Annotated in this window: 14 protein-coding genes; 9 read left to right on the top strand and 5 right to left on the bottom strand. The window is 71.7% G+C overall.

Going from position 1 to position 20170, the window contains the following annotated elements:
• The first annotated feature begins 35 nt into the window (after positions 1-35).
• Both J2S43_RS30300 and J2S43_RS30295 read left to right on the top strand, forming a co-directional pair.
• Complete coding sequence (locus J2S43_RS30300) at positions 36-1226, top strand: type VII secretion protein EccE (RefSeq protein WP_306834981.1); 1191 nt, start codon at positions 36-38, stop codon at positions 1224-1226.
• On the top strand, positions 1223-1924 hold the full coding sequence (locus tag J2S43_RS30295) for a hypothetical protein (protein WP_306834980.1): 702 nt from the start codon (positions 1223-1225) through the stop codon (positions 1922-1924). The genes J2S43_RS30300 and J2S43_RS30295 overlap by 4 nt, the downstream gene beginning before the upstream one ends.
• Before the next feature lie 1247 nt (positions 1925-3171).
• Here J2S43_RS30295 and eccD read toward each other — a convergent pair.
• Positions 3172-4563: a type VII secretion integral membrane protein EccD gene (gene eccD / locus J2S43_RS30290; RefSeq protein WP_306834979.1), complete on the bottom strand. Its 1392-nt coding sequence runs from the start codon at positions 4561-4563 to the stop codon at positions 3172-3174.
• 137 nt (positions 4564-4700) lie between these two features.
• Here eccD and eccCa point away from each other — a divergent pair, with 137 nt between their 5' ends.
• The 4 genes from eccCa (at position 4701) to J2S43_RS30270 (ending at position 10860) form a co-directional block, all read left to right on the top strand.
• Positions 4701-8651 carry a type VII secretion protein EccCa gene (gene eccCa, locus J2S43_RS30285; protein ID WP_306834978.1) on the top strand — a complete coding sequence of 1317 codons (3951 nt, stop codon included), beginning with the start codon at positions 4701-4703 and terminating at the stop codon, positions 8649-8651.
• Positions 8652-8852: 201 nt separating this feature from the next.
• Positions 8853-9167: a WXG100 family type VII secretion target gene (locus J2S43_RS30280; protein WP_306834977.1), complete on the top strand. Its 315-nt coding sequence runs from the start codon at positions 8853-8855 to the stop codon at positions 9165-9167.
• Positions 9168-9193: 26 nt separating this feature from the next.
• Positions 9194-9475: a WXG100 family type VII secretion target gene (locus J2S43_RS30275; protein WP_306834976.1), complete on the top strand. Its 282-nt coding sequence runs from the start codon at positions 9194-9196 to the stop codon at positions 9473-9475.
• A 98-nt stretch (positions 9476-9573) separates the two neighbouring features.
• Positions 9574-10860: a S8 family serine peptidase gene (locus tag J2S43_RS30270; protein ID WP_306834975.1), complete on the top strand. Its 1287-nt coding sequence runs from the start codon at positions 9574-9576 to the stop codon at positions 10858-10860.
• 33 nt (positions 10861-10893) lie between these two features.
• Here the strand turns inward: J2S43_RS30270 and mycP are convergent, their stop codons facing one another.
• The gene (mycP, locus tag J2S43_RS30265; RefSeq protein WP_306834974.1) at positions 10894-12084 is read right to left on the bottom strand and encodes a type VII secretion-associated serine protease mycosin; all 1191 of its coding nucleotides are present in this window, start codon (positions 12082-12084) and stop codon (positions 10894-10896) included.
• Between the two features lie 405 nt (positions 12085-12489).
• On the opposite strand from mycP, the gene J2S43_RS30260 reads away from it, so the two are divergent.
• The 3 genes from J2S43_RS30260 (at position 12490) to J2S43_RS30250 (ending at position 16301) form a co-directional block, all read left to right on the top strand.
• Entirely contained in the window at positions 12490-14190 is a 1701-nt protein-coding gene (locus tag J2S43_RS30260; protein ID WP_306834973.1) for a nitrite/sulfite reductase, read from the top strand.
• A 270-nt stretch (positions 14191-14460) separates the two neighbouring features.
• Positions 14461-15204, top strand: a complete 744-nt coding sequence (locus J2S43_RS30255; protein WP_370881792.1) for a phosphoadenylyl-sulfate reductase — start codon at positions 14461-14463, stop codon at positions 15202-15204.
• The gene (locus tag J2S43_RS30250) at positions 15186-16301 is read left to right on the top strand and encodes a sirohydrochlorin chelatase (RefSeq protein WP_370881671.1); all 1116 of its coding nucleotides are present in this window, start codon (positions 15186-15188) and stop codon (positions 16299-16301) included. The genes J2S43_RS30255 and J2S43_RS30250 overlap by 19 nt, the downstream gene beginning before the upstream one ends.
• A 342-nt stretch (positions 16302-16643) precedes the next feature.
• Here J2S43_RS30250 and J2S43_RS30245 read toward each other — a convergent pair whose 3' ends face one another.
• The 3 genes from J2S43_RS30245 to J2S43_RS30230 form a co-directional block, all read right to left on the bottom strand.
• Complete coding sequence (locus J2S43_RS30245) at positions 16644-16898, bottom strand: WhiB family transcriptional regulator (protein WP_306834971.1); 255 nt, start codon at positions 16896-16898, stop codon at positions 16644-16646.
• A gap of 983 nt (positions 16899-17881) precedes the next feature.
• Positions 17882-18835, bottom strand: coding sequence for a zinc-binding dehydrogenase (locus tag J2S43_RS30235; protein ID WP_370881670.1), 954 nt, complete (start codon positions 18833-18835; stop codon positions 17882-17884).
• Positions 18836-18905: 70 nt separating this feature from the next.
• A complete protein-coding gene (locus J2S43_RS30230; protein WP_306834969.1) occupies positions 18906-20048 on the bottom strand; it encodes an NAD(P)-dependent malic enzyme in 1143 nt (380 codons plus the stop codon).
• Positions 20049-20170: the final 122 nt, after the last annotated feature.

The following is a 20170-nucleotide window of genomic DNA, read 5'->3' as shown; positions in this document are numbered from 1 at the left end:
GCCGCAGGACCGCGAGGCGAGAAGGGCACACGGGGATGACAGTTACCGACACGAGGCGACGAGGCGCGCCACCGCTGCGGGCCGAACGGCGGCGTGGACACCTGGGCGGCCTGTCCGTGGCCCAGCTCGTCTGCGTCGAAGTGGCCGTCGTGGCCGTGCTCGCGTCGCCCGGCGGCCCGGTCTGGGCGCTGCCGGCGGCCGGCGTGCTCGCGGTCGTGCTCCTGGCCGGTGCGTTCGCCCGCCGGAAGAACCGCTGGTGGTTCGAGCACCGCGTGATCAGCCGCCGGTTCCGGGAGCGCGCCCGTGCCGCCGCCGAGACCCCCGGCCGGGAGCTGGCCGCGCTCGCACCCGGCCTGGCCGTCACCGAGATCCGCGAGCGCGGCACGCCGATCGGCGTCGGGCGCGACGACATGGGCTGGTTCGTGGCGCTGGCCGTCAACGCCGGCGACGACGCCACCACCGCGGACGCCGCCCTCGGCGTCGACCGGGTCGGCCGGATCCTCGCCGAGTCCGCGCTGCCGGTCTCCTCGCTGCAGGTGGTCACGCACCTGGTGCCGGCGCCGACCTCGTTCCTCGACCACGCGGCGCCGGCCGTCCAGTCCTACCGGGAACTGCTCGGCGGGCTCCCCATCCCGGCCGACTCCCGCGTCTGGGTCGCGGCCCGGCTGCGCCCCGCCGACGCGCTCGCGGCCAGCGCCAGCCGCGGCGGCGGCCCCGAGGGCGTGCACCGCGCGCTCGCCGCACTGCTCGGCCGGATCGGCAAGACGCTGGACAGCGCCGGCCTCGTCTCCACACCGCTCACCGCGACCGAGCTGACCGCGGCCGTCGCCACCGTGGCCGGCCTCACCGGCGCCGCCGTGACCGGCGACGCCCCCGCCGAGGCGGTCCGGCGGGAGAACTGGGCGGGCTGGCAGGGCACCGAGGCCGTGCACGTCGGCTTCCTCGCCACCCGGCTCTCCCCGTCCGGCCTGTCCGTCGCGGCCCGCCGCCTCACCGAGGTCGGCGCGCTCGCCGCCACCGTCGCGGTCGTCCTCAACCGGCAGCCGGACGGCGACTTGCGCATGCAGGCCATAGTCGACGTCGCGGCGCGTGCCACCACCGCCGCCGAGACGCTGTCCGCGGTCGTCGGCATCTTCAACCAGTGCGGCATCGCGCTCCGCCGGCTCGACGGACAGCACGCCGCCGCGATCTACGCGACCGCGCCGACCGGGGGAGCGATCGGATGACCCAGCTGCACGCCGTCTCCGGACGGTTCACCACGGAGCCGGACGGTCTCGCCGCGCTCACCACCCCGGTGCCCCGCGGCGGCCTGCTGCTCGGCCGGGACCGCAACGGCAAACCCGTACCGCTGGAGGTCTTCGGCCCGTCCGGCGCGGACATCGCGCTGATCGGCAACTGGTGGGCGGCGCGGCTGATCGTCTTCCGGGCCCTCGCGCTCGGCGCCCGCGTCGTCGTCAGCTCGCACGCCCCCGACCAGTGGCAGAACCTGGGCCAGTGGGCCACCGGGCGTCCCGACCGCCTGATGCTGGTCCACGGGCTGGCGAACCCCGGGTCGATCCCGTCCGGCACGGCCATCCAGCCGGTGCTGCACGTGGTCGACGTCCATCCCGAAGCCGCCGAGGCCGCGCTCACCCAGCCGCTTCAGCCCTGGCAGGCCCGCCTGACCGTGGTCCAGCAGCTCATCCCGGCCGCCGGCACCATCCTCCGCGCCGCCACGTTCGCCGTCGTCCAGCGCCTCAACGCCACCGAGGCAACCGTCGGCGCGGCCCCACTGCGCCTCTCCGGGCGAGACGTCAAGCTCTTCCAACGCCTCAACGTCGACATGGCGGTCCTGCTCGGCAACGGCCCGGAAGCGCAATACCTGTGGTTCACCCCCACCAGCATCGAACAACAGGCCCTGGGAAACGCGCCTCGACGATCCTGACCCCGCTTTTCCCACTTCCGGCGTGGCCACTTCCGGCGTGCTCCCGACTCCGTTGCCCATTCGGCATCGGAAGCCGCGAGCCCTGCCCGGAGACCGGAAGTATCAGCCCGAAATTTCGGATTATTTCCGCCACAGCTCGGACAGCGTCGAGCGGAAGCCGGCATGAGTGGTCGCGCTGTCGCGACCACTCATGCCCGAAGGATCATTGACCGACACGAAAGAGAGGTCGACTTCGATATTCGACCTCTCTTTCGTGTCGGTCAATGATCCTTTGCGGCGAGCCGCCGCCGAATGGGCAACGGAGTCGCTCCCTCGGGCAAACCGCGCGGAGCCCTGCGACTCCGCTGGCGCTCCGCTCCGGTCGCCCCTCCTTGCCCGACATTTCGTGCTATGAGGCTTATTCAGCGCGGCGAGCCAACGCCGCGTTGCCGCAGGCCGGGCCGCCTGACGAGGGCGACGCTGAATAAGCCTCTATGTCGCCTGAGCGCATGGAGGTCCGGCGGGAGATCGACCGAGAGGATCATTGAGTGATACCTGAGGGCGATCGACTTCGCTCGTTGACCTACCTCAGGTATCACTCAATGATCTTTTGCGGGATCTGCGGGATCTGCGGGAGTAGCGGGCGGACGGCAGCCTGACATGTGCGGAAACAGGACGCTATCGCGCGGCCGGGCGACCTGCCGATCGGGATGATCCAAGCGCCTGACCACCCGGCTATTCAGCGCGGCGAGCCGGCCCAGCGTCGCCGCAGTCCGGGCGGCCTGACGAGGGCGGCGCTGAATAAGCCTCCGCGTCATAAGCCTCCGCGTCGCAGGCCGTCGGGAACCAGACACTCCCTAGGCCCCGAACCGGGCCGGTCGGTGGCGGACCGGCGATTTGCCGAGCCGGAGTCGGTCCGGTGGTCTGGTGCGTCGGGGTTGGTCCGGTGGTCTGCCGGGCGTTGGGGTCGGTCCGGTGGTCTGGTGTGTCGGGGTCGGTCCGGCGGGCTGGTAGGCCGAGGCGTCGTGGGCGGCCTGCCGGCGGGTGGGGTCTGCCGGCGGGTGGGGCCGGGGCGAACGCGCCGACGATCCGTGGTCCAGGCGTCATTCACGTCGCGAGAACGACGTGAATGACGCCTGGATCGCCGGAAGGGTGATCCGCCCGGGTTTCAGTGGGCACGCCGGGACCGGCAGGGAGGAGCGCCAGCGACGACCGGTGCCCGCGGGAGCGAGCCCGAAGGAACCACGCCGGAAGCGGGAAAACGGGTTTCAGGCAGTGATCGTGGTGATCCAGCTGTAGAGGCCGCAGACCCAGGCGGCCAGGGGGACGACGGCGAGGATGAGGAGGATCTCGGCGATGTCGAGGAGGCGGCCCCAGATGGGGGCGATGCGCTTGCCGGCGACGGAGAGGCCGTAGATCAGGGAGATGGCGGCGACCAGGATGAGGCCGCCGAGGACCAGGCCGAGGCGGGCCGCCCAGCCGCCCCAGCCGAAGATGGCGAAGGCGGTGAGGATCAGGCCGGCGCCGCCGGCGAGCAGCGAGGGGAGGCGCTCGCGGCGGCTCGGGTACGGGCGGGCGCGCAGCAGCAGGAGCAGGGCCAGGACCAGGCAGAGCAGGACCGCGCCGAGGCGGCCGTCGAAGGCCAGGGTGATCTCGGCGCCGAAGACGATGGCGGAGACGGTCCAGATCAGAGCGGTCAGGTATTCGTCCGCGCGCTCGCTGAGCTGGAGCACCCGGCGGCCGTCGACGGACTCCTCGTCGGCCTTGAGGTCGTCCGGGCCGGTCGGGATGGACGGGACCGGGACGCGGGCCAGGCGGTAGGACATCATCGGCAGCGCCGGGTGGAACGCGAAGACCGCGGCGGCCACGATCGCGGCGGCCGGGGCTGCGGAGAGGCCGAAGAGGACGCAGATCCCGGCGCCGAGCGCGAGGGCGACGCCGGCGGCGGCGGAGCCGAGGAACAGCGGTGTCGCATAGCCGACCGCGAGCGTGGCGACCACGCCGAGGATGAGCAGCACGGCCGCACCGAGCAGCGCGTGCGGGGCGCCGAGGGCGGTGAGCGGCGTGTCGCCGGCGAGCAGCAGGGTGCCGCCGACGATGCCGAAGACCAGGCTGACGCCGGCCACCATGGCGCCGCTGCGGCCGTCTCCGGCGGCGCGGGACAGCATCGTGGCGGTGAGCATCAGCAGCGCGGCGACGGCGAGCGCGGCAGCGCCGCCGGGGAGGTGCGGCGGGCCGCTGAAGAGCACGCCGACCGCGCCGGCGAGCAGCGCGACGGCCGCGAAGCCGACCGAGAACCGCCTGGTCATGGCCGTGTCCCAGCGGCCTTCGCGGTTCTGCGTGGCGGTGGCTACCGCGTCCACGATGTCGTCGAAGACGACCTCGGGACGCGCGGCGGCGCGCGGCGTGAAGTAGAGCATCTCGCCGTCGCGGATCTCCAGCTCGACCGCGGTGCGGGAGCTGTCCAGCGGCTTGCCGCCGAGCCGGGCCAGCGCCCAGCCGCCCTGCGCCGCGCCCTGGTCGGCGACGTCCTCGCCGGCGTGCCGGAGCACGGTCGGCAGCAGGTCGGCCAACGGCACGTCCGACGGCAGGGCGAGATCGAGGCGCGTTCTGGGTGCGACGATCGTCACCCGGCTGCTGCCGCTCGCTGTGGCTGCCAAGGTTGCCTCCCCGTGGATCCAAGGCACTCACGTTTCGTGAGGAGAGTACCTACGATGACGAACGCTAGGATGCCCACCCGACGCCAGCCTCGCTGAGGGCGGCGTCCGACGGGGGAATTTCGGGAGGCGAGACGCGGATGAGTACGGTGCTGTTCCGGCGGCCACCGCGGCGGCAGGGGCCACAGCTGCCCCGGGGCGAGGTGCTCCTGGAGTCACCGCCCGAGCTGCCGGAGGAGCTGCCCAAGGGCCTCGGCCAGCTGATGATGATCCTGCCGATGCTCTGCGGCGTGGGCGCGATGGCGTTCCTCTACGCCGGGCGCAGCGGCGGGACCATGATGTGGGTGGCGGGCGGCCTGTTCGGCGTCTCGATGCTCGGCATGGCGGTCGGCCAGCTCGGCGGCGGCAACGACAAGGCCGAGCTGAACGCGGACCGCCGCGACTACATGCGATACCTGGCCCAGGTGCGCAAGCGGACCCGGCGCGCGGCCGACCAGCAGCGCGCCGCGACCACGTGGAAGCACCCGGAGTCGGACGCGCTCTTCTCGTTCGCGGCGTCCCGGCGGATGTGGGAGCGGCGGGTCACCGAGGACGACTTCGGCGAGGTCCGGGTCGCGCTCGGCCCGCAGCAGCTCGCGGTGCAGATCGTCACGCCGGAGACGAAGCCGGTCGAGGACCTGGAGCCGATGTCCGCGATCGCGCTGCGCCGGTTCGTCCGGTCCCACTCGGTGGTGCCGGACCTGCCGATCGCGCTGTCCATCCGCGCGTTCAGCCGCATCGTGCTGCGCGGCGACCGGGAGCCGACGCTCGGCCTGACCCGCGCGCTGATCGGGCAGCTGGCCACGTTCCAGGCGCCGGACGACCTGATGATCGCCGTGGTGGCCGCGCCGGACCGGGCCGCGAGCTGGGACTGGACGAAGTGGCTGCCGCACGCGCAGCACCCGCGCCGCAACGACGCCGCCGGCTCCCGGCGGATGGTGTTCAGCACGCTGCTCGCGGCCGAGCAGATGCTGGCCGAGGAGCTGGGCAGCCGGCCCCGGTTCAGCCCGGACGCGAAGCCGCTGACCTCGCTGCCGCACGTGCTGGTCGTGCTGGACGGCGGCGAGGTGTCGGCGAACTGCCAGCTGTACGGCCAGGGCCTGCTCGGCACGACCGTGGTCGACCTGTCCGGCGCGGTACCTCGGGACGCCGGCCGCTGGCTGCTCTGCCTGGACGTGTCCGCCGAGTCGGTCGAGGTGTTCCGCGGCAAGTCGAGCACGCACCTGGGCCGGCCGGACCAGCTGAGCCCGGTGCAGGCGGAGGGCCTGGCGCGGCAGCTGTCGCCGTACCGGTTGTCGGCGCAGAGCGCGGCCTCGTCGGAGGAGCCGCTGGCCCGCAGCATGGAGCTGCCGGACCTGCTCGGCATCGGCGACGCCGCGAGCGTGGACGTCAACCAGACGTGGCGCGAGCGGCCGCACCGGGACCGGCTGCGGATCCCGGTGGGTCTCGGCCCGGACGGCAACGTGGTGGAGCTGGACTTCAAGGAGTCCGCGCACGAGGGCATGGGCCCGCACGGCCTGATCATCGGCGCGACCGGTTCCGGCAAGTCGGAGCTGCTGCGCACGATCGTGGGCGCGCTCGCGGTCACCCACTCGTCGGCGGAGCTGAACTTCGTGCTGGTCGACTTCAAGGGTGGTGCGACGTTCGCGTCGCTGGACGCGCTGCCGCACACCTCCGCGGTGATCACCAACCTGGAGGACGAGCTTCCGCTCGTCGACCGCATGAAGGACGCGCTTGCCGGTGAGATGACGCGGCGCCAGGAGGTGCTGCGCGCGGCCGGCAACTACGTGTCCCGGTTTGACTACGAGAAGGCGCGGGCGGCCGGCGAGGAGCTGGACCCGATGCCCAGCCTCCTGATCATCTGTGACGAGTTCAGCGAGCTGCTGCAGCAGAAGCCGGACTTCATCGACCTGTTCGTGATGATCGGCCGGCTCGGCCGGTCGCTCGGCGTGCATCTGCTGCTCGCGTCGCAGCGGCTGGAGGAGGGCAAGCTGCGCGGTCTGGACACGCACCTGTCGTACCGGATCGGTCTGCGCACGTTCTCCGCGGTCGAGTCCCGGATCGTGCTGGGTGTGCCGGACGCGTACGAGCTGCCCAACGCGCCCGGTCACGGCTACCTGAAGTCGGACACGTCGACGATGCTGCGGTTCCGGGCCGCGTACGTGTCCGGCCCGTACAAGCCGCCGGGCCGCGCGGTGCGGTCGCAGGCCGTGGTGCAGCGCCAGATCCTCGAGTACGGCACCGAGTTCGTCCCGGTGCCGGAGATCTCCGAGCAGATGATCATGGTCGAGGAGGAGGACGAGGGCATCGGCCGGCAGCAGAGCATGCTGGACGTGCTGATCGAGCAGTTGCAGGGCCGCGGCCCGGAGGCGCACCGGGTGTGGCTGGAGCCGCTCGGCGTGCCGCCGACCGTCGACGCGATGCTGCCGCCGCTCACGCCGGACCCGGTCTTCGGCCTGTCGCCGGCCGCCTGGCGGAACGCGGCGAAGCTGATGGTCCCGGTCGGCATCGTGGACCGGCCGTACGAGCAGCGCCGCGACCCGCTGGTGGCGGACCTGTCCGGCGCGGGCGGCAACGTGGTCATCGTGGGCGGCCCGCGGTCCGGCAAGAGCACGATCCTGCGGTCGCTGCTGATGTCGCTGGCGGTCACCCACTCGCCGCGCGAGGTGCAGTTCATGTGCCTGGACTTCGGCGGCGGTGCGCTGCGCGCGCTGGACGGGCTGCCGCACCTCTCCGGCGTGGCGGGCCGCCGCGACGGCGAGGCGGTGCGCCGGACCGTGGCCGAGGTGGTGTCGCTGATCGACGAGCGCGAGGCCCGCTTCACCACGATGGGCATCGACTCGATCAACACGTACCGGCGGCGGCAGGCGAACGGCGAGGTGCCGGACGACCTGTTCGGCGACCTGTTCCTGGTGGTGGACGGCTGGGGCACGCTCCGCGAGGACTTCGAGGAGCTGGAACAGACCATCATGATGCTGGCCCAGCGCGGTCTCGGCTACGGCGTGCACGTGGTGCTCACCGCGGCCCGCTGGTCCGAGGTCCGGATCAAGATGCGGGACCTGCTGGGGACGCGGCTGGAGCTGCGCCTCGGCGACCCGAACGAGTCGGAGATCGACCGCAGGGCCGCGGCGAACGTGCCGGAGCGCACGGCCGGCCGCGGTCTGACCCGCGACAAGCTGCACTTCCTGGCCGCGATCTCCCGGCTGGACGGCAAGTCGCAGCTGGACGACCTGGCCGAGGCGACCGCGTCAGCGGTGGAGCAGATCCGGGCGGCCTGGCCGCACGCGCCGGCGCCGAAGGTGCGCCTGCTGCCGCGCCTGCTGCCGGTCGCCGAGCTCAACCGGATGGTCGATCCGTCGCTGCCCGGCCTGCCGCTCGGCGTCAACGAGGCCAGCCTGGCCCCGGTGCTGCTGGACACGTCCGGCGAGCCGCACCTGGTGATCTACGGCGACGCGGAGTGCGGCAAGACCAACCTGCTGCGCCTGATCGGGCGGCAGATCAGCGAGCGGTTCACGCCGGCCGAGGCGCGGATCGTGATCGGTGACTACCGGCGCGGCCTGCTCGGCGCGATCGAGGGCGACCACCTGCTCGACTACTCGCCGTCCGGCGAGGTGTTCGCCACGAACATGAAGCAGATCAGGGGCGCGCTCCAGGCCCGGATCCCCGGCCCGGACGTGACGCCGCAGCAGCTGCGGGACCGGTCCTGGTGGCGCGGACCGGACCTGTACGTGCTGGTCGACGACTACGACCTGGTGGCCACGTCGGGCAGCAACCCGCTGAGCGCGATCACCGACCTGTTGCCGCAGGCGCGCGACATCGGTCTGCACCTGATCCTGGCGCGCCGCGTGGGCGGTGCGGCCCGGGCCGGGTACGAGCAGGTGTTGCAGCGTCTCCGCGAGCTGGACACCCCGACGTTGCTGATGTCCGGCAACAAGGAGGAGGGCCAGATCGTCGGCAATCTGCGACCAAGCCCACAGCCCCCGGGCCGTGGCACGCTGGTCCGCCGCCGCGACGGGCAGAACTTGATCCAAACTGCCTGGACAGAGCCTTAGGAAGACATTTTGCCCCGACGGCGAAGTCCGATAAAAACGTCTGAATTGGACATATCGTCGTCGGGGCCCTGGCCGAGGCTGTAAGCACTGGACCTGGTGCGTTACGGTCAAGGCCAAGTGTCCGTCGGTGGGCTTTCAGACGCCGCCGCGGGGGAGGCGCAGCGTTTGGCTGCACTAACGATGACGAAGGGGTGAGTGACCATGACGGGCCCGTTCGAGGTCGATCACGCGACACTGCATACCGCCGCCAATGACGTGCGGTCCACGCGGAGTGAGGTCGACGGCGAGCTGAAGAAGCTCTGGAACGTGGTCGACGACCTTGCCATCGCGTGGCAGGGTTCGGCGTCCACCGGCTTCCAGCAGTTGATGAACCGCTGGACGGAGGACACCAACAAGCTCCAGGAGGCGCTGAACAACATCGCCGAGTTGCTGGACAAGTCGGGCACCACGCACCAGGTGAACGACGAGGAGCAGCAGCAGATGCTGAACAAGTTCCACTCGGCTCTCAACGGCTGATTCAGCGCGAAGGTAGGAGTGACGTCATGAGCGTTGTGAAAGTTGACTACGCGGTTCTCGAGAGCTCGACGCAGCAGATCAACTCGATCTCGAAGACCATCGACGAGAAGCTGGACACGCTGCGGCAGATGCTGTCGAAGCTCCAGTGGGACGGTGAGGACCGGGTCGCCTACGAGCAGCACCAGGCCACCTGGGACGCGGCCGTCCGCGACATCAACCAGATCCTGAACGACATCGGCGGCGCCGTCGGCATCGCCAAGGAGAACTACGTCTCCACCGAGATGTCGAACTCCCGTCTGTGGCAGTGACCTCCGTGTGAGAGGGCCCGGTTCGGTGTTGATCGAGCCGGGCCTTTCTGTTTGTACGAATGACGCGCCTTTTCGCAGAAGGCGCGGGAAAGGGCTCGATGAGGTTCGCGTCGGCACTGGCCACCGTGGTGGTCCTGGGAAGTACCGTCCTGCTGGCGCCGGGTTCGGCGCAGGCCGCGGCACCGCAGACCATCGGCGAGTACCAGAAGTGGTACTACGACGACTATCTGAAGATCCCGGAGGTGCAGAAGGCCGCCGGCAGCAAGGGTGCGGGCGTCACGATCGCGCTGATCGACAGTGGCGTGGACACCAGCCGGCCCGACCTGCGCGGCGCCGACCTCAGGGACGGTGGCGGCTACGGCAACTCGGGCGCGGGCAAGAGCGGCCTGGAGGACGCCGGTTACCACGGCACCGTGATGGCCGGCATCCTCGTCGGCCAGGGCACGGACGACAGCCACGTCAAGGGGATCGCGCCCGAGGCCACGCTGCTGTCCATCTCGGTCGGCCTGGAGAGCCAGGGCAAGACCACGCACTCGGAGGCGATCCGGGCCGCGGTGGACCAGGGCGCCGACATCATCAACATGTCGATCACCCGGGTCAACGTCACCGGCGACCTGACGTTCATCAACCCGCTCGACCGTGAGGCCGCGGAGTACGCGCTGAGCAAGGGCGTGATCATCGTGGCCGGTGCGGGGAACGCGGAGACGACCGGGCCGGTGATCGGCCCGCCGGCCAACATCCCCGGCGTGCTCGCGGTGTCCGGCCTGGACAAGGACGGCGGGTTCTGGTCCGGCGGCGCCAGGGGACCGGAGGCCGGCATCGCCGCGCCCGCGGTCGACATCTTCTCGGTCCAGCCGGAGGGCTACGACCCCAGCGGGTACGGGACCGGCACCGGCACCAGCGCGGCCACCGCGATCGTCTCCGGCGTCGCCGCGCTGATCAAGGCGAAGCACCCGGACCTGGACGCGGCGAACCTGATCAACCGGCTGACCGCGACCGCGCGGGACGAGGGCGCGCCGGGCCGCGACGACCAGTTCGGGTTCGGTGCCATCGACGCGCTGGCCGCGGTGAACGCGGACGTGCCGGCCGTGACGGAGAACCCGGCCGGCGACCCGATGGACGGCGTGGCCGGCGACACGGCCGCGGAGGCGGAGGAGGAGTCGCCGCTCGCCCGCTACCTGTGGGTGCTGATCGCGGCCGCGGTCGCGGTCGTGCTGCTGATCGTGGTGATCGCGGTGGTGACGAGCCGCCGCAAGCGCCCGGCCGCGCCGGTCACCGGCTATCCGCCGCCCGGTCACCAGCCGCCCGGTCACCAGCCGCCTGTCTACCAGCCGCCGGGCTATCCGCAGCAGCCGCCACCGCCACCGCCGCCTGGCTACCGTTAGAGGATCGAGGGGGTACGGCTCACCCGTACCCCCTCAGGCGTTGTTGTGGTCCGGGCGCCAGCCGTTGCGGCGTCCGCGCCGGACCAGGGGCGCGCCGGCCAGCATCGCGACCGCCAGCACCAGCACGACCGCGATCGTCCACAGTGCCACCACCCGCGCCGTGGCCGCCGGGTCCTCGGGCTCGCCGGCCAGCGTGATGCCCGCCGCCGGGCCCGGCGACTTCTCGCTGAACACCGCGGTGATCGCCAGGTACGGGTTGATCACGCCGGTGCCGACCTCCTCGTCCCGGCCGAGCGGGGGCGCGTCCGTGGTGGCCATCAGCCGCTCGCGGACCTCCTTCGCCGGCATCTCCGGGTAGTACGACCGGAGCAGCGCGACCGTGCCGGACACGTACGCGGCGGCGAAGCTGGTGCCGCCCTCGGCCTCGCCCACGTACTTGTCGCCGGTCGGCGCCGGGCCGAAGATGTTGAAACCCGGCGCGGCGACGTCGACGAACGCGCCCCGCACGGACGAACCCACGTGCTTGCCCGCCTCGTCGATGCCGGCCACGGCCACCACCGTCTCGTACGCCGCCGGGAAGATCGTGCCGCTCTCGCTCTGCTCCTCGCGCAGGTTTCCGGCCGCCGCGATCACCACCACGTCCTTCTGCTCCGCGTAGGCGATCGCGGCCCGCATCCCCTCGCTGTCCGCGGTCTCCAGCGACAGGTTGATCACGGTCACGCCCTGGTCCACCGCGAACTCGATGGCCTGCGCGATGCGGCCGGGCGCGGAGGCGTCCACCTCGAAATCGTCCTCGTCGAGCACCCGCAACGGCAGGATCCTCGCGTCCGGCGCGATGCCGGAGAACGACGCGTCGACGCCGTCCCGGCCCGCGATGATCCCGGCCACGACCGTGCCGTGCCCGACCAGGTCGCACTGGCCGCCGAAGTCCTGGAAACCGAAGTCGCGCCCGCCCGCCACCTTGCCGGCCAGCACCGGATGGTCGCCGTTGACGCCGGAGTCGATCACCGCGACCGTGACGCCGGCGCCACGGCTGAGCGGCCAGGCGGCCTCCGGCGCGAGCCGGTTCAGCGCCCAGCTGCGCTGCGCGGGCGGGTCCGTGCCCTCGATGCCGCCGCAGGGGACGGCGGCGTGGGCGGTGCCGGGCAGCGCGAGCGGCACCGGCGCGACGAGCAGCGCGGCCAGCGTGAGGTGCGCGAGGCGACGGGAGAACGTGAGACTCACGGCCCGAGACTATCGGCTGGCTGCCAGCGGGCACGGGCATGGATGGACCCGGTGATGAACACGGTGTTACGGCGTGACGGTAACCACAGCGTAACCGGCATCTGGGACGGGACGCTCGGGCCCTGGTCCGGGGACGGTCGATGTGGCAGCATGTGGAGCGTGACTACCGCCGCGCACCGCTCTGAGAGCCTAGGCGCCGTGACGCTGGGTCTGACGACCCGCCGCCACGTCGACTACGGCCGCGTGCGCAGCGCCATCTGTCCGGCCTGCTGACCTCGCCCCGCATCTTTCTGCCTGGGCGTGCATACGCCGGCCCCTGACGATGACGTCGCTGGCCCTGGTTGATCCGGGGTGGCCGCCGTGCCTGCGCGTCCTTCCACACGAGTCATACCGGAGGACGCCGCGATGGCGGTTAGCACCACACCCACGACCGGCGGCAACGCCCGCCCCGCCCGCCGCCCGCGCGGTGAGGGCCAATGGGCGCTGGGCCACCGTGAGCCGCTGAACCCCAACGAGCGCACGAAGAAGGACGACAACCCGCTCAACGTCCGCGCCCGCATCGAGAACGTCTACGCCCACCGCGGCTTCGACTCGATCGACCCGGCCGACCTGCGTGGCCGGTTCCGCTGGTGGGGGCTCTACACGCAGCGCAAGGCCGGCATCGACGGCGGGCGCACCGCCGTGCTGGAGCCGGAGGAGCTCGAGGACAAGTACTTCATGCTTCGCGTCCGGGTGGACGGCGGCCAGCTCAGCCTGGCTCAGCTGCGCGTGATCGCGGAGATCTCGGAGAAGTACGCGCGGGGTAGCGCGGACATCACCGACCGGCAGAACATCCAGCTGCACTGGATCCGGGTCGAGGACATGCCCGCGATCTGGAAGGCGCTGGAGGAGGTCGGCCTCTACACCACCGAGGCGTGCGGCGACTGCCCGCGCGTGGTGCTGGGCAGCCCGGTCGCGGGTGTCGCCGCGGGCGAGCTGATCGACCCGACGCCGGCGATCGACGAGATCGTGGAGCGCTTCATCGGCGACCCGGCCTACTCCAACCTGCCGCGCAAGTTCAAGTCGTCGATCTCCTGGCTGGCCGACATGCCGTACGAGGTGCAGGACATCTCGTTCCTCGGCGTGGTCCACCCGGAGCACGGCCCCGGCTTCGATCTCTGGGTCGGCGGCGGCCTCTCCACCAACCCGATGCTGGCGCAGCGCCTCGGCGTCTGGGTGCCGCTGGGTGAGCTGGCCGACGTCTGGGAGGGCGTGGTCGGCATCTTCCGCGACTACGGCTACCGCCGGCTGCGGCACCGCGCCCGGCTGAAGTTCCTGGTCAACGACTGGGGCGTGGAGAAGTTCCGCGAGGTGCTGGAGAAGGAATACCTGGGTCGCGCGCTGATCGACGGCCCGGCGCCGGAGCTGCCGGAGAAGCCGATCGACCACATCGGCGTGCACGAGCAGGCGGACGGCCGTCGCTACGTCGGCGCCGCGCCGGTCGTCGGCCGGACCTCGGGCGAGCAGCTGCGCAAGCTGGCCGACGTGGTCGAGGCGCACGGCAGCGACCGGGTGCGGCTCACCGCGTACCAGAAGCTGCTGGTCCTGGACATCGCGCCGGAGAAGGTCGACTCGCTGGTCGGCGGGCTGCGCGAGATCGGGCTGGAGTCGTTCCCGTCGGTCTGGCGCCGCTCGACCATGGCCTGCACCGGCATCGAGTACTGCAAGCTCGCGATCGTCGAGACCAAGGCGCGCGGCCAGCAGCTGGTCGAGCGGCTGGAGGAGCGGATCGGCGACCTCGCGGGCCAGGACATCTCCATCCACATCAACGGCTGCCCGAACGCGTGCGCCCGTACCCAGATCGCGGACATCGGGCTCAAGGGCCAGCTGGTGATGGGCCCGGAGGGCAAGCAGGTGGAGGGCTTCCAGGTCCACCTCGGCGGTGGGCTGGGCATGGCCGAGGGGCAGAAGGCCGGCTTCGGCCGCAAGCTGCGGGGTCTGAAGACCACCGCGGACGAACTCCCCGAGTACGTGGAGCGGCTGACCCGGCGCTACCTGGCCGGCCGCACGGACGGCGAACGGTTCGCCGACTGGGTTGTCCGGGTCCCCGAGGACGAACTGCGATGAGCGAGCGCCGACCACCACGCGACCGCGGCATGGAAGGAAGTCCGGCATGAGCGAGCGTGCTGCCCCCTTGTACTGCCCGTACTGCGGGGACGAGGACCTTCGCCCGCACGAGGAGTCGCACGGCGCCTGGGAGTGCCGTTCCTGCGTGCGGGTATTTTCGATCAAGTTCATCGGAATACTCCGAGAGGCGGTGGAGACCCGATGAGCCCGATATCCGCGGCCGGTCTCGGCCTGATCAAGCTCGATGCGGCACCGGCCCTGTCCGCCACCATGTCCGCGCTGGTGCAGCCCGTGTCCGAAGCGCCGGTCGAGGAGGAGCCGCGCCGCTCGCCGGAGGAACTCAAGGCCATCGCGGCCGAGGGCAACCGGCTGCTGGAGGGCGCCCCCGCCGAGGAGATCGCGCGCTGGGCCGCCGAGACGTTCGGCGACCGGTTCTGCGTGACCAGCTCGATGGCGGATGCGGTCCTCGCGCACATCGTGTCCCGCGTGAAACCCGGGGTCGACGTCGTCTTCCTCGACACCGGCCTGCACTTCCCCGAGACGCTCAAGGTCCGCGACATCGTGGCCGCGACGTTGCCGGTGAACGTGCGCTCGATCCGCCCCCGGCTCACGGTCGGCCAGCAGGACGGCGAGTTCGGCCCGCGCCTGTTCAACCGCGCGCCGGACGAGTGCTGCGCGCTGCGCAAGGTCGAGCCGCTCAACCGCGCGCTCGCCGGCTACGACGCGTGGGCGGCCGGCCTGCGCCGCGACGAGTCGCCGACCCGGGCGAACACGCCGATCGTGGGCTTCGACCCGAAGAAGGGCAAGGTGAAGGTCAACCCGATCGCCACCTGGTCCCAGGCCGACGTCGACCGGTACATCGCACGATGGAACGTGCCGGTCAACGAGCTGTTCCGGAAGGGTTACACGTCGATCGGCTGCTGGCCGTGCACCCGGCGCACCAAGGCGGGCGAGGACCCGCGGGCCGGCCGCTGGGCGATGTTCGAGAAGACCGAATGCGGACTCCACCTCTGAGCCGGAAGACGGTGCCGCCGCCGGGTGACGATGCGGCGGTGCCGCCGGGTGACGATGCGGCGGTGCCGCCGGGTGACGGCGCGGCGCTGGTCCTGGTCGCGCACGGCAGCCGGGATCCGCGCGCGGCCAATGCCACGCGGGCGCTGGTCCGGGCGGTGGCGGCGCTGCGACCCGGGCTCGACGTGCGCGCGTCCTATCTGGACCATGCGGGCCCGCGGCCGGGCGAGGTGCTGTCCGTGCTGGAGTCCGCCGGGTGCGCACGGGCGATCCTGGTGCCGCTGCTGCTCACCGCGGCCTATCACGGGCGGGTCGACGTGCCGGACGTGGTGCGCACGGCGCGTGCCGAAGGGCTGCGCATGCCGGTCGCGATCAGCGAGGTGATCGGCCCGTTCGACGGCGTGGTGCCGGACCTGCTCCTGTCCGGCCTGCTGCGCCGCCTCGGCGAGGTCACGAACCTTCAACCCCCGCGCGGGTACGGCCGGGAGCCGGCCACCGAGGCGGCGAAGAGCCCGGAGCCGGCGGACGGGGTCGCACGGAACCGGGAGCGGGCGGGCGGGGTCGTGCGGAGCCGGGAGCCGGCGGGCGGAGTCGCACGGAACCGGGAGCGGGTGGGCGGGGTCGTGCGGAGCCGGGACCCGGCGGACGGGGTCGTGCCGAACCGGGAGCCGGCGGGCGGGGTCGTGCGGAGCCGGGAGCAGGTGGTCGCCGGGATCGGGGTGCCGGACCCGGGGTTCGACGCGGTCGTGCTGGCCGCCGCGGGCACGAACGACGTCGCCGCCCGCGGGACCGTGGAGCAGGCCGCGGTGGCGCTGGGTGACGTGCTGGGTGTGCCGTGCGCGGTCGCCTACGCCTCCGCCTCCGCGCCGACCGGTGCGGAGGCGGTGACCGCGCTACGGGCCGCGGGTGCGCACCGGATCGCGATCGCCGGATACTTCCTGGCCCCGGGTCTGCTCTTCGACACTGTGGTGGAGTCGGCGCGGTCGGCCGGGGGAGTGGTGGCGATCGCGGCGCCGCTGACGGACGCGCGGGACATCGCGCGGCTGGTGCTGTCCCGCGCGGACGAGGCCACCGTGCGGAGCGCCGCGCTGGCGGCGTGACGGGCCGGTGGCCGGCCCGGCGACAGCGCGGTGGGCCATCGTGCGCGACGGCCGGGTGACGGATGCGGTCATCACGTGTGCCCGGTGGCGGCGTGACGGATGTGCTCACGGTGCGTGAAGCGGCAGGAACGCGGTCGCCGTGCGTGGCGCGGTGGCCGGGGAGTGTCGCCTCTGCCGGGCCGAGTACGGGCATCCGTACCATATGGTGAATTTCGGGGTTTTTGGGTTTGGTCGCCGCTCAGGCCGGGAATTGGGGCCGCGATGAATCGTGCGATCGGTGAGCCCGCACAGCAGAACGCCCCGGGAGGGGTGCTCCCGGGGCGTGCGGCTTGTGTGTGTGGTTCAGGCGGAGTGAGCGCGGACCCGCAGGCCGCCGCGGCGCTTGACGGTGCGCCGCTCCTCTTCACTCATTCCGCCCCAGACGCCCGCGTCCTGACCCGACTCGAGCGCCCAGGCAAGGCACTCCTCGGTCACGGGGCAGCGCCGGCAGACCGACTTGGCCTGCTCGACCTGCAGGAGCGCCGGGCCGGACGTCCCGATCGGGAAGAACAGCTCAGGGTCCTCGTCGCGGCAGACAGAATCGTGGCGCCAGTCCATGGCGGCAACACTCCTTGTTCTTCGGATCGGCTTCGGTGAATGCGTATTACCTATTACTTATGCGCGCGCGGCGTTGATCGCGACGGTGTGCAGCCATCGGTCAACAGTGCGTGAGCAGGCGTTTGGGGAGCACTTGGGTGTGGCGGAGTGGTCGCACTGCGTGCGCCTACCGGCAACATCCGCGTAACTCTTTTCGCTTGTGAATGCTTTCACGAACTCCGGCAAAGTCAAGAGGCGCGCTCCGAAAAAGTTGGGAGCGGTGAGCTAGCTCACGACCTCTTTGTCCGAATTTCGGTCTTCCTCCGACACCCGGCACGCGACAGTCAAAAGTCAATGTAGTACGGTCCCCGCCGCATTGCCGTCATTTCCGGCCCGGTTTCTTGTGCTGGCTGCCACGACCGTGATCTGTTGGATCTAGGTCTCTCAACCTGATATTGGGCGGGTACCCACTCTCTAGCAGATTACACGCGCCGCGTCCGGGACTTCGCGAAACTGTACTTTCCGTTGCATGCCAAGATACTCACCGTCAAGCTGGTACGGCTGCGGCCGCTCGCCGCCGGGCCGTATTCGGGCAGGTCATGCAAGCTAAACGCCGGATGACCCCCACCGGTCGCGTGCTCCCGGAAAATCTGCCCCAAAGTGCAAGCGGGCCCCGCGCGACGGGTGGCCGACTGATCGCAGTCCGCGCTATCGCGAGATCACGAATGGCGCATGTGGACTCACCGAAACCGGGCGATCACCGTATTGGGCTTGCACACACGCGCCCGATGCGATCCGCGTGCCAATGCATCCACCGCGCGCCACCGTGACGTCCCCTCTCGGGCGCGTCCTTGCCGGCGAAGAAGGCGCCGATCATCCGGGCTCCGGAGTAGTCGCCCGACTACGCTCTCGGCGTTCTTCTCCGCCGATCGCCCGACGATGGTTCGAGTGACTCTCGGGTTAACTGTCGATTACACGGCGCAGTTGTCGTTGCTCACGGTGCGTCAGCGCGTGTGGTCGAGGACGATCTTGCCGAACACGTCACCGGACGCCAGCCGCGCGAACGCGGCGCCGGCCTCGCCGAAGCCGAACACCGAGTCGATCACCGGCCGGACGCCCGTCTCCGCGCAGAAGCCGAGCAGTGCGGACAGCTCGTCCGGCGTGCCCATCGACGTCCCCAGGATCTCCAGGCTCATAGCGAAGACGCGGCGCAGGTTGACCCGCGGCAGGTGGCCCGCGGTCGCGCCGCAGACCACGATCCGGGCGCCGAAGCCCGCGCACTTGAGCGAATGGTCGAACGTGGCCTCGCCGACCGTCTCGATCACCACGCCGACGCGCTCGGGCAGCCGCGCGCCGGGCTCCACCGCGGTCGCGCCGAGCGCGGCGATCCGCTCGCGCTTGCCAGGGTCGCGACTGGTCGCGTACACCCGCTTGCCCATCGCGACCGCGAGCATCACGGCCGCGGTGGCCACGCCGCCGCCGGCACCCTGGACCAGCACCGCGTCCGACTCCGCGACCCGGCCGCGCGAGGTGAGCATCCGGTACGCCGTCAGCCACGCGGTCGGCAGACAGGCCACGTCCTCGAACGCGAGCGCGGGCGGCTTCGGGATCAGGTTGGCCGCCGGCACGGTCACCCGCTCCGCGAGTGTGCCCTGGTGGTGTTCGGAGAGGATGGACAGGCCGCGAGGGTCGGCCGGCGTCGGCACCACCGGGTAGACGACCACCTCGCGGCCGTCCGGCGCGATCCCGGCCGCGTCGCAGCCGAGGATCATCGGAAGCTGCTTCTCCGCCAGGCCGACGCCGCGCAGCGACCAGAGATCGTGGTGGTTGAGCGAGCTGGCCCGCACCTCCACGGTCACCCAGTCGTCGCCGGCCGGCTCCGGCTCGGGACGCTCGCCCACGGTCAGCGCGGAGAGCGGGTCGGTCTCGTCGATCCTGGACGCGAAGGCAGCACGCATGAAACGCACGTTAGCGCTCCTGCGGCCGCGGTGCGGGCCTTGCTCCCGGCCCGCACCGCCGCCGTTGGCATCACACCGCCGCTGCCGCCACCGCCGCGGCCACGGCCGGAGCCACCCGCGGGTCCAGCGGGGAGGGAACGATCGCGTCCGCGGTCAGCGAGCCCGTCACCACGCCCGCGATCGCGTCCGCGGCCGCCACCTTCATCGCGTCCGTGATCGTGCGCGCGCGGGCCTCCAGAGCACCCCGGAACACGCCGGGGAACGCCAGCACGTTGTTGATCTGATTCGGGTAGTCGGAGCGGCCGGTCGCCACCACGGCCGCGTACCGGGCGGCGACGTCCGGGTGCACCTCCGGCGTCGGGTTGGCGAGCGCGAAGACGATGCCGCCCGGCGCCATCCGGGCCACCGCGGACTCGTCGATCGTGCCGCCGGAGACGCCGATCAGCACGTCCGCGCCGTCCAGCGCGTTCTCGATCCCGCCGGTCAGCCGGACCCGGTTGGTCAGCGCGGCCAGCTCGTCCTTGGCGCCGCCCAGCCCGGACCGGCCCTGGTGCAGGATGCCCTTGGAGTCGCAGACCACCACGCGGTCCGCGCGCACGCCGCCGGCGATCAGCATCCGGGTGACCGCGACGCCGGCCGCGCCCGCGCCGCTGATCACCACACGCAGGTCGCCGAGGTCGCGGCCGAGCAGCGTGGCCGCGTTGCGCAGCGCCGCGAGCGTGACGATCGCGGTGCCGTGCTGGTCGTCGTGGAAGACCGGGATCGGCAGCGCCTCGTCCAGCCGGCGCTCGATCTCGAAGCAGCGCGGCGCGCTGATGTCCTCCAGGTTGATGCCGCCGAACGACGGCGCCAGCGCGGTCACCACCCGGATGATCTCGTCGACGTCCTGGGTGTCGAGGCAGATCGGCACCGCGTCCACGCCGCCGAACTGCTTGAACAGGATCGCCTTGCCCTCCATCACCGGCATGGCGGCGCGCGGCCCGATGTTGCCGAGCCCGAGCACGGCGGAACCGTCGGTGACCACCGCGACCGCGTTACCGGTCCAGGTGTAGTCGGCGGCCAGCTCGGGACGTTCCGCGATGGCCTCGCAGACGCGGGCCACGCCGGGGGTGTACGCGAGCGACAGATCCTCGCGACTACGCAGCGGCACGGTCGACGCGACGGTCATCTTGCCGCCGCGGTGCAGGTCGAAGACGGGATCAGCGGATGCCATTGGGGACTCCACTCCGTGACTGAGAACGCCCGGCGCGCGCGGAAGCGGCCGAGCAGGAAGAAGACATGCTCAGCCGGAAGCAGGCCGTGGTCAGCGCTGACCGGCGGAGTGCACGGGGGTCA

The organism is Catenuloplanes nepalensis, from assembly GCF_030811575.1.
GTDB lineage: Bacteria > Actinomycetota > Actinomycetes > Mycobacteriales > Micromonosporaceae > Catenuloplanes > Catenuloplanes nepalensis.
This window is presented reverse-complemented; position numbering and strand designations above follow the sequence as displayed.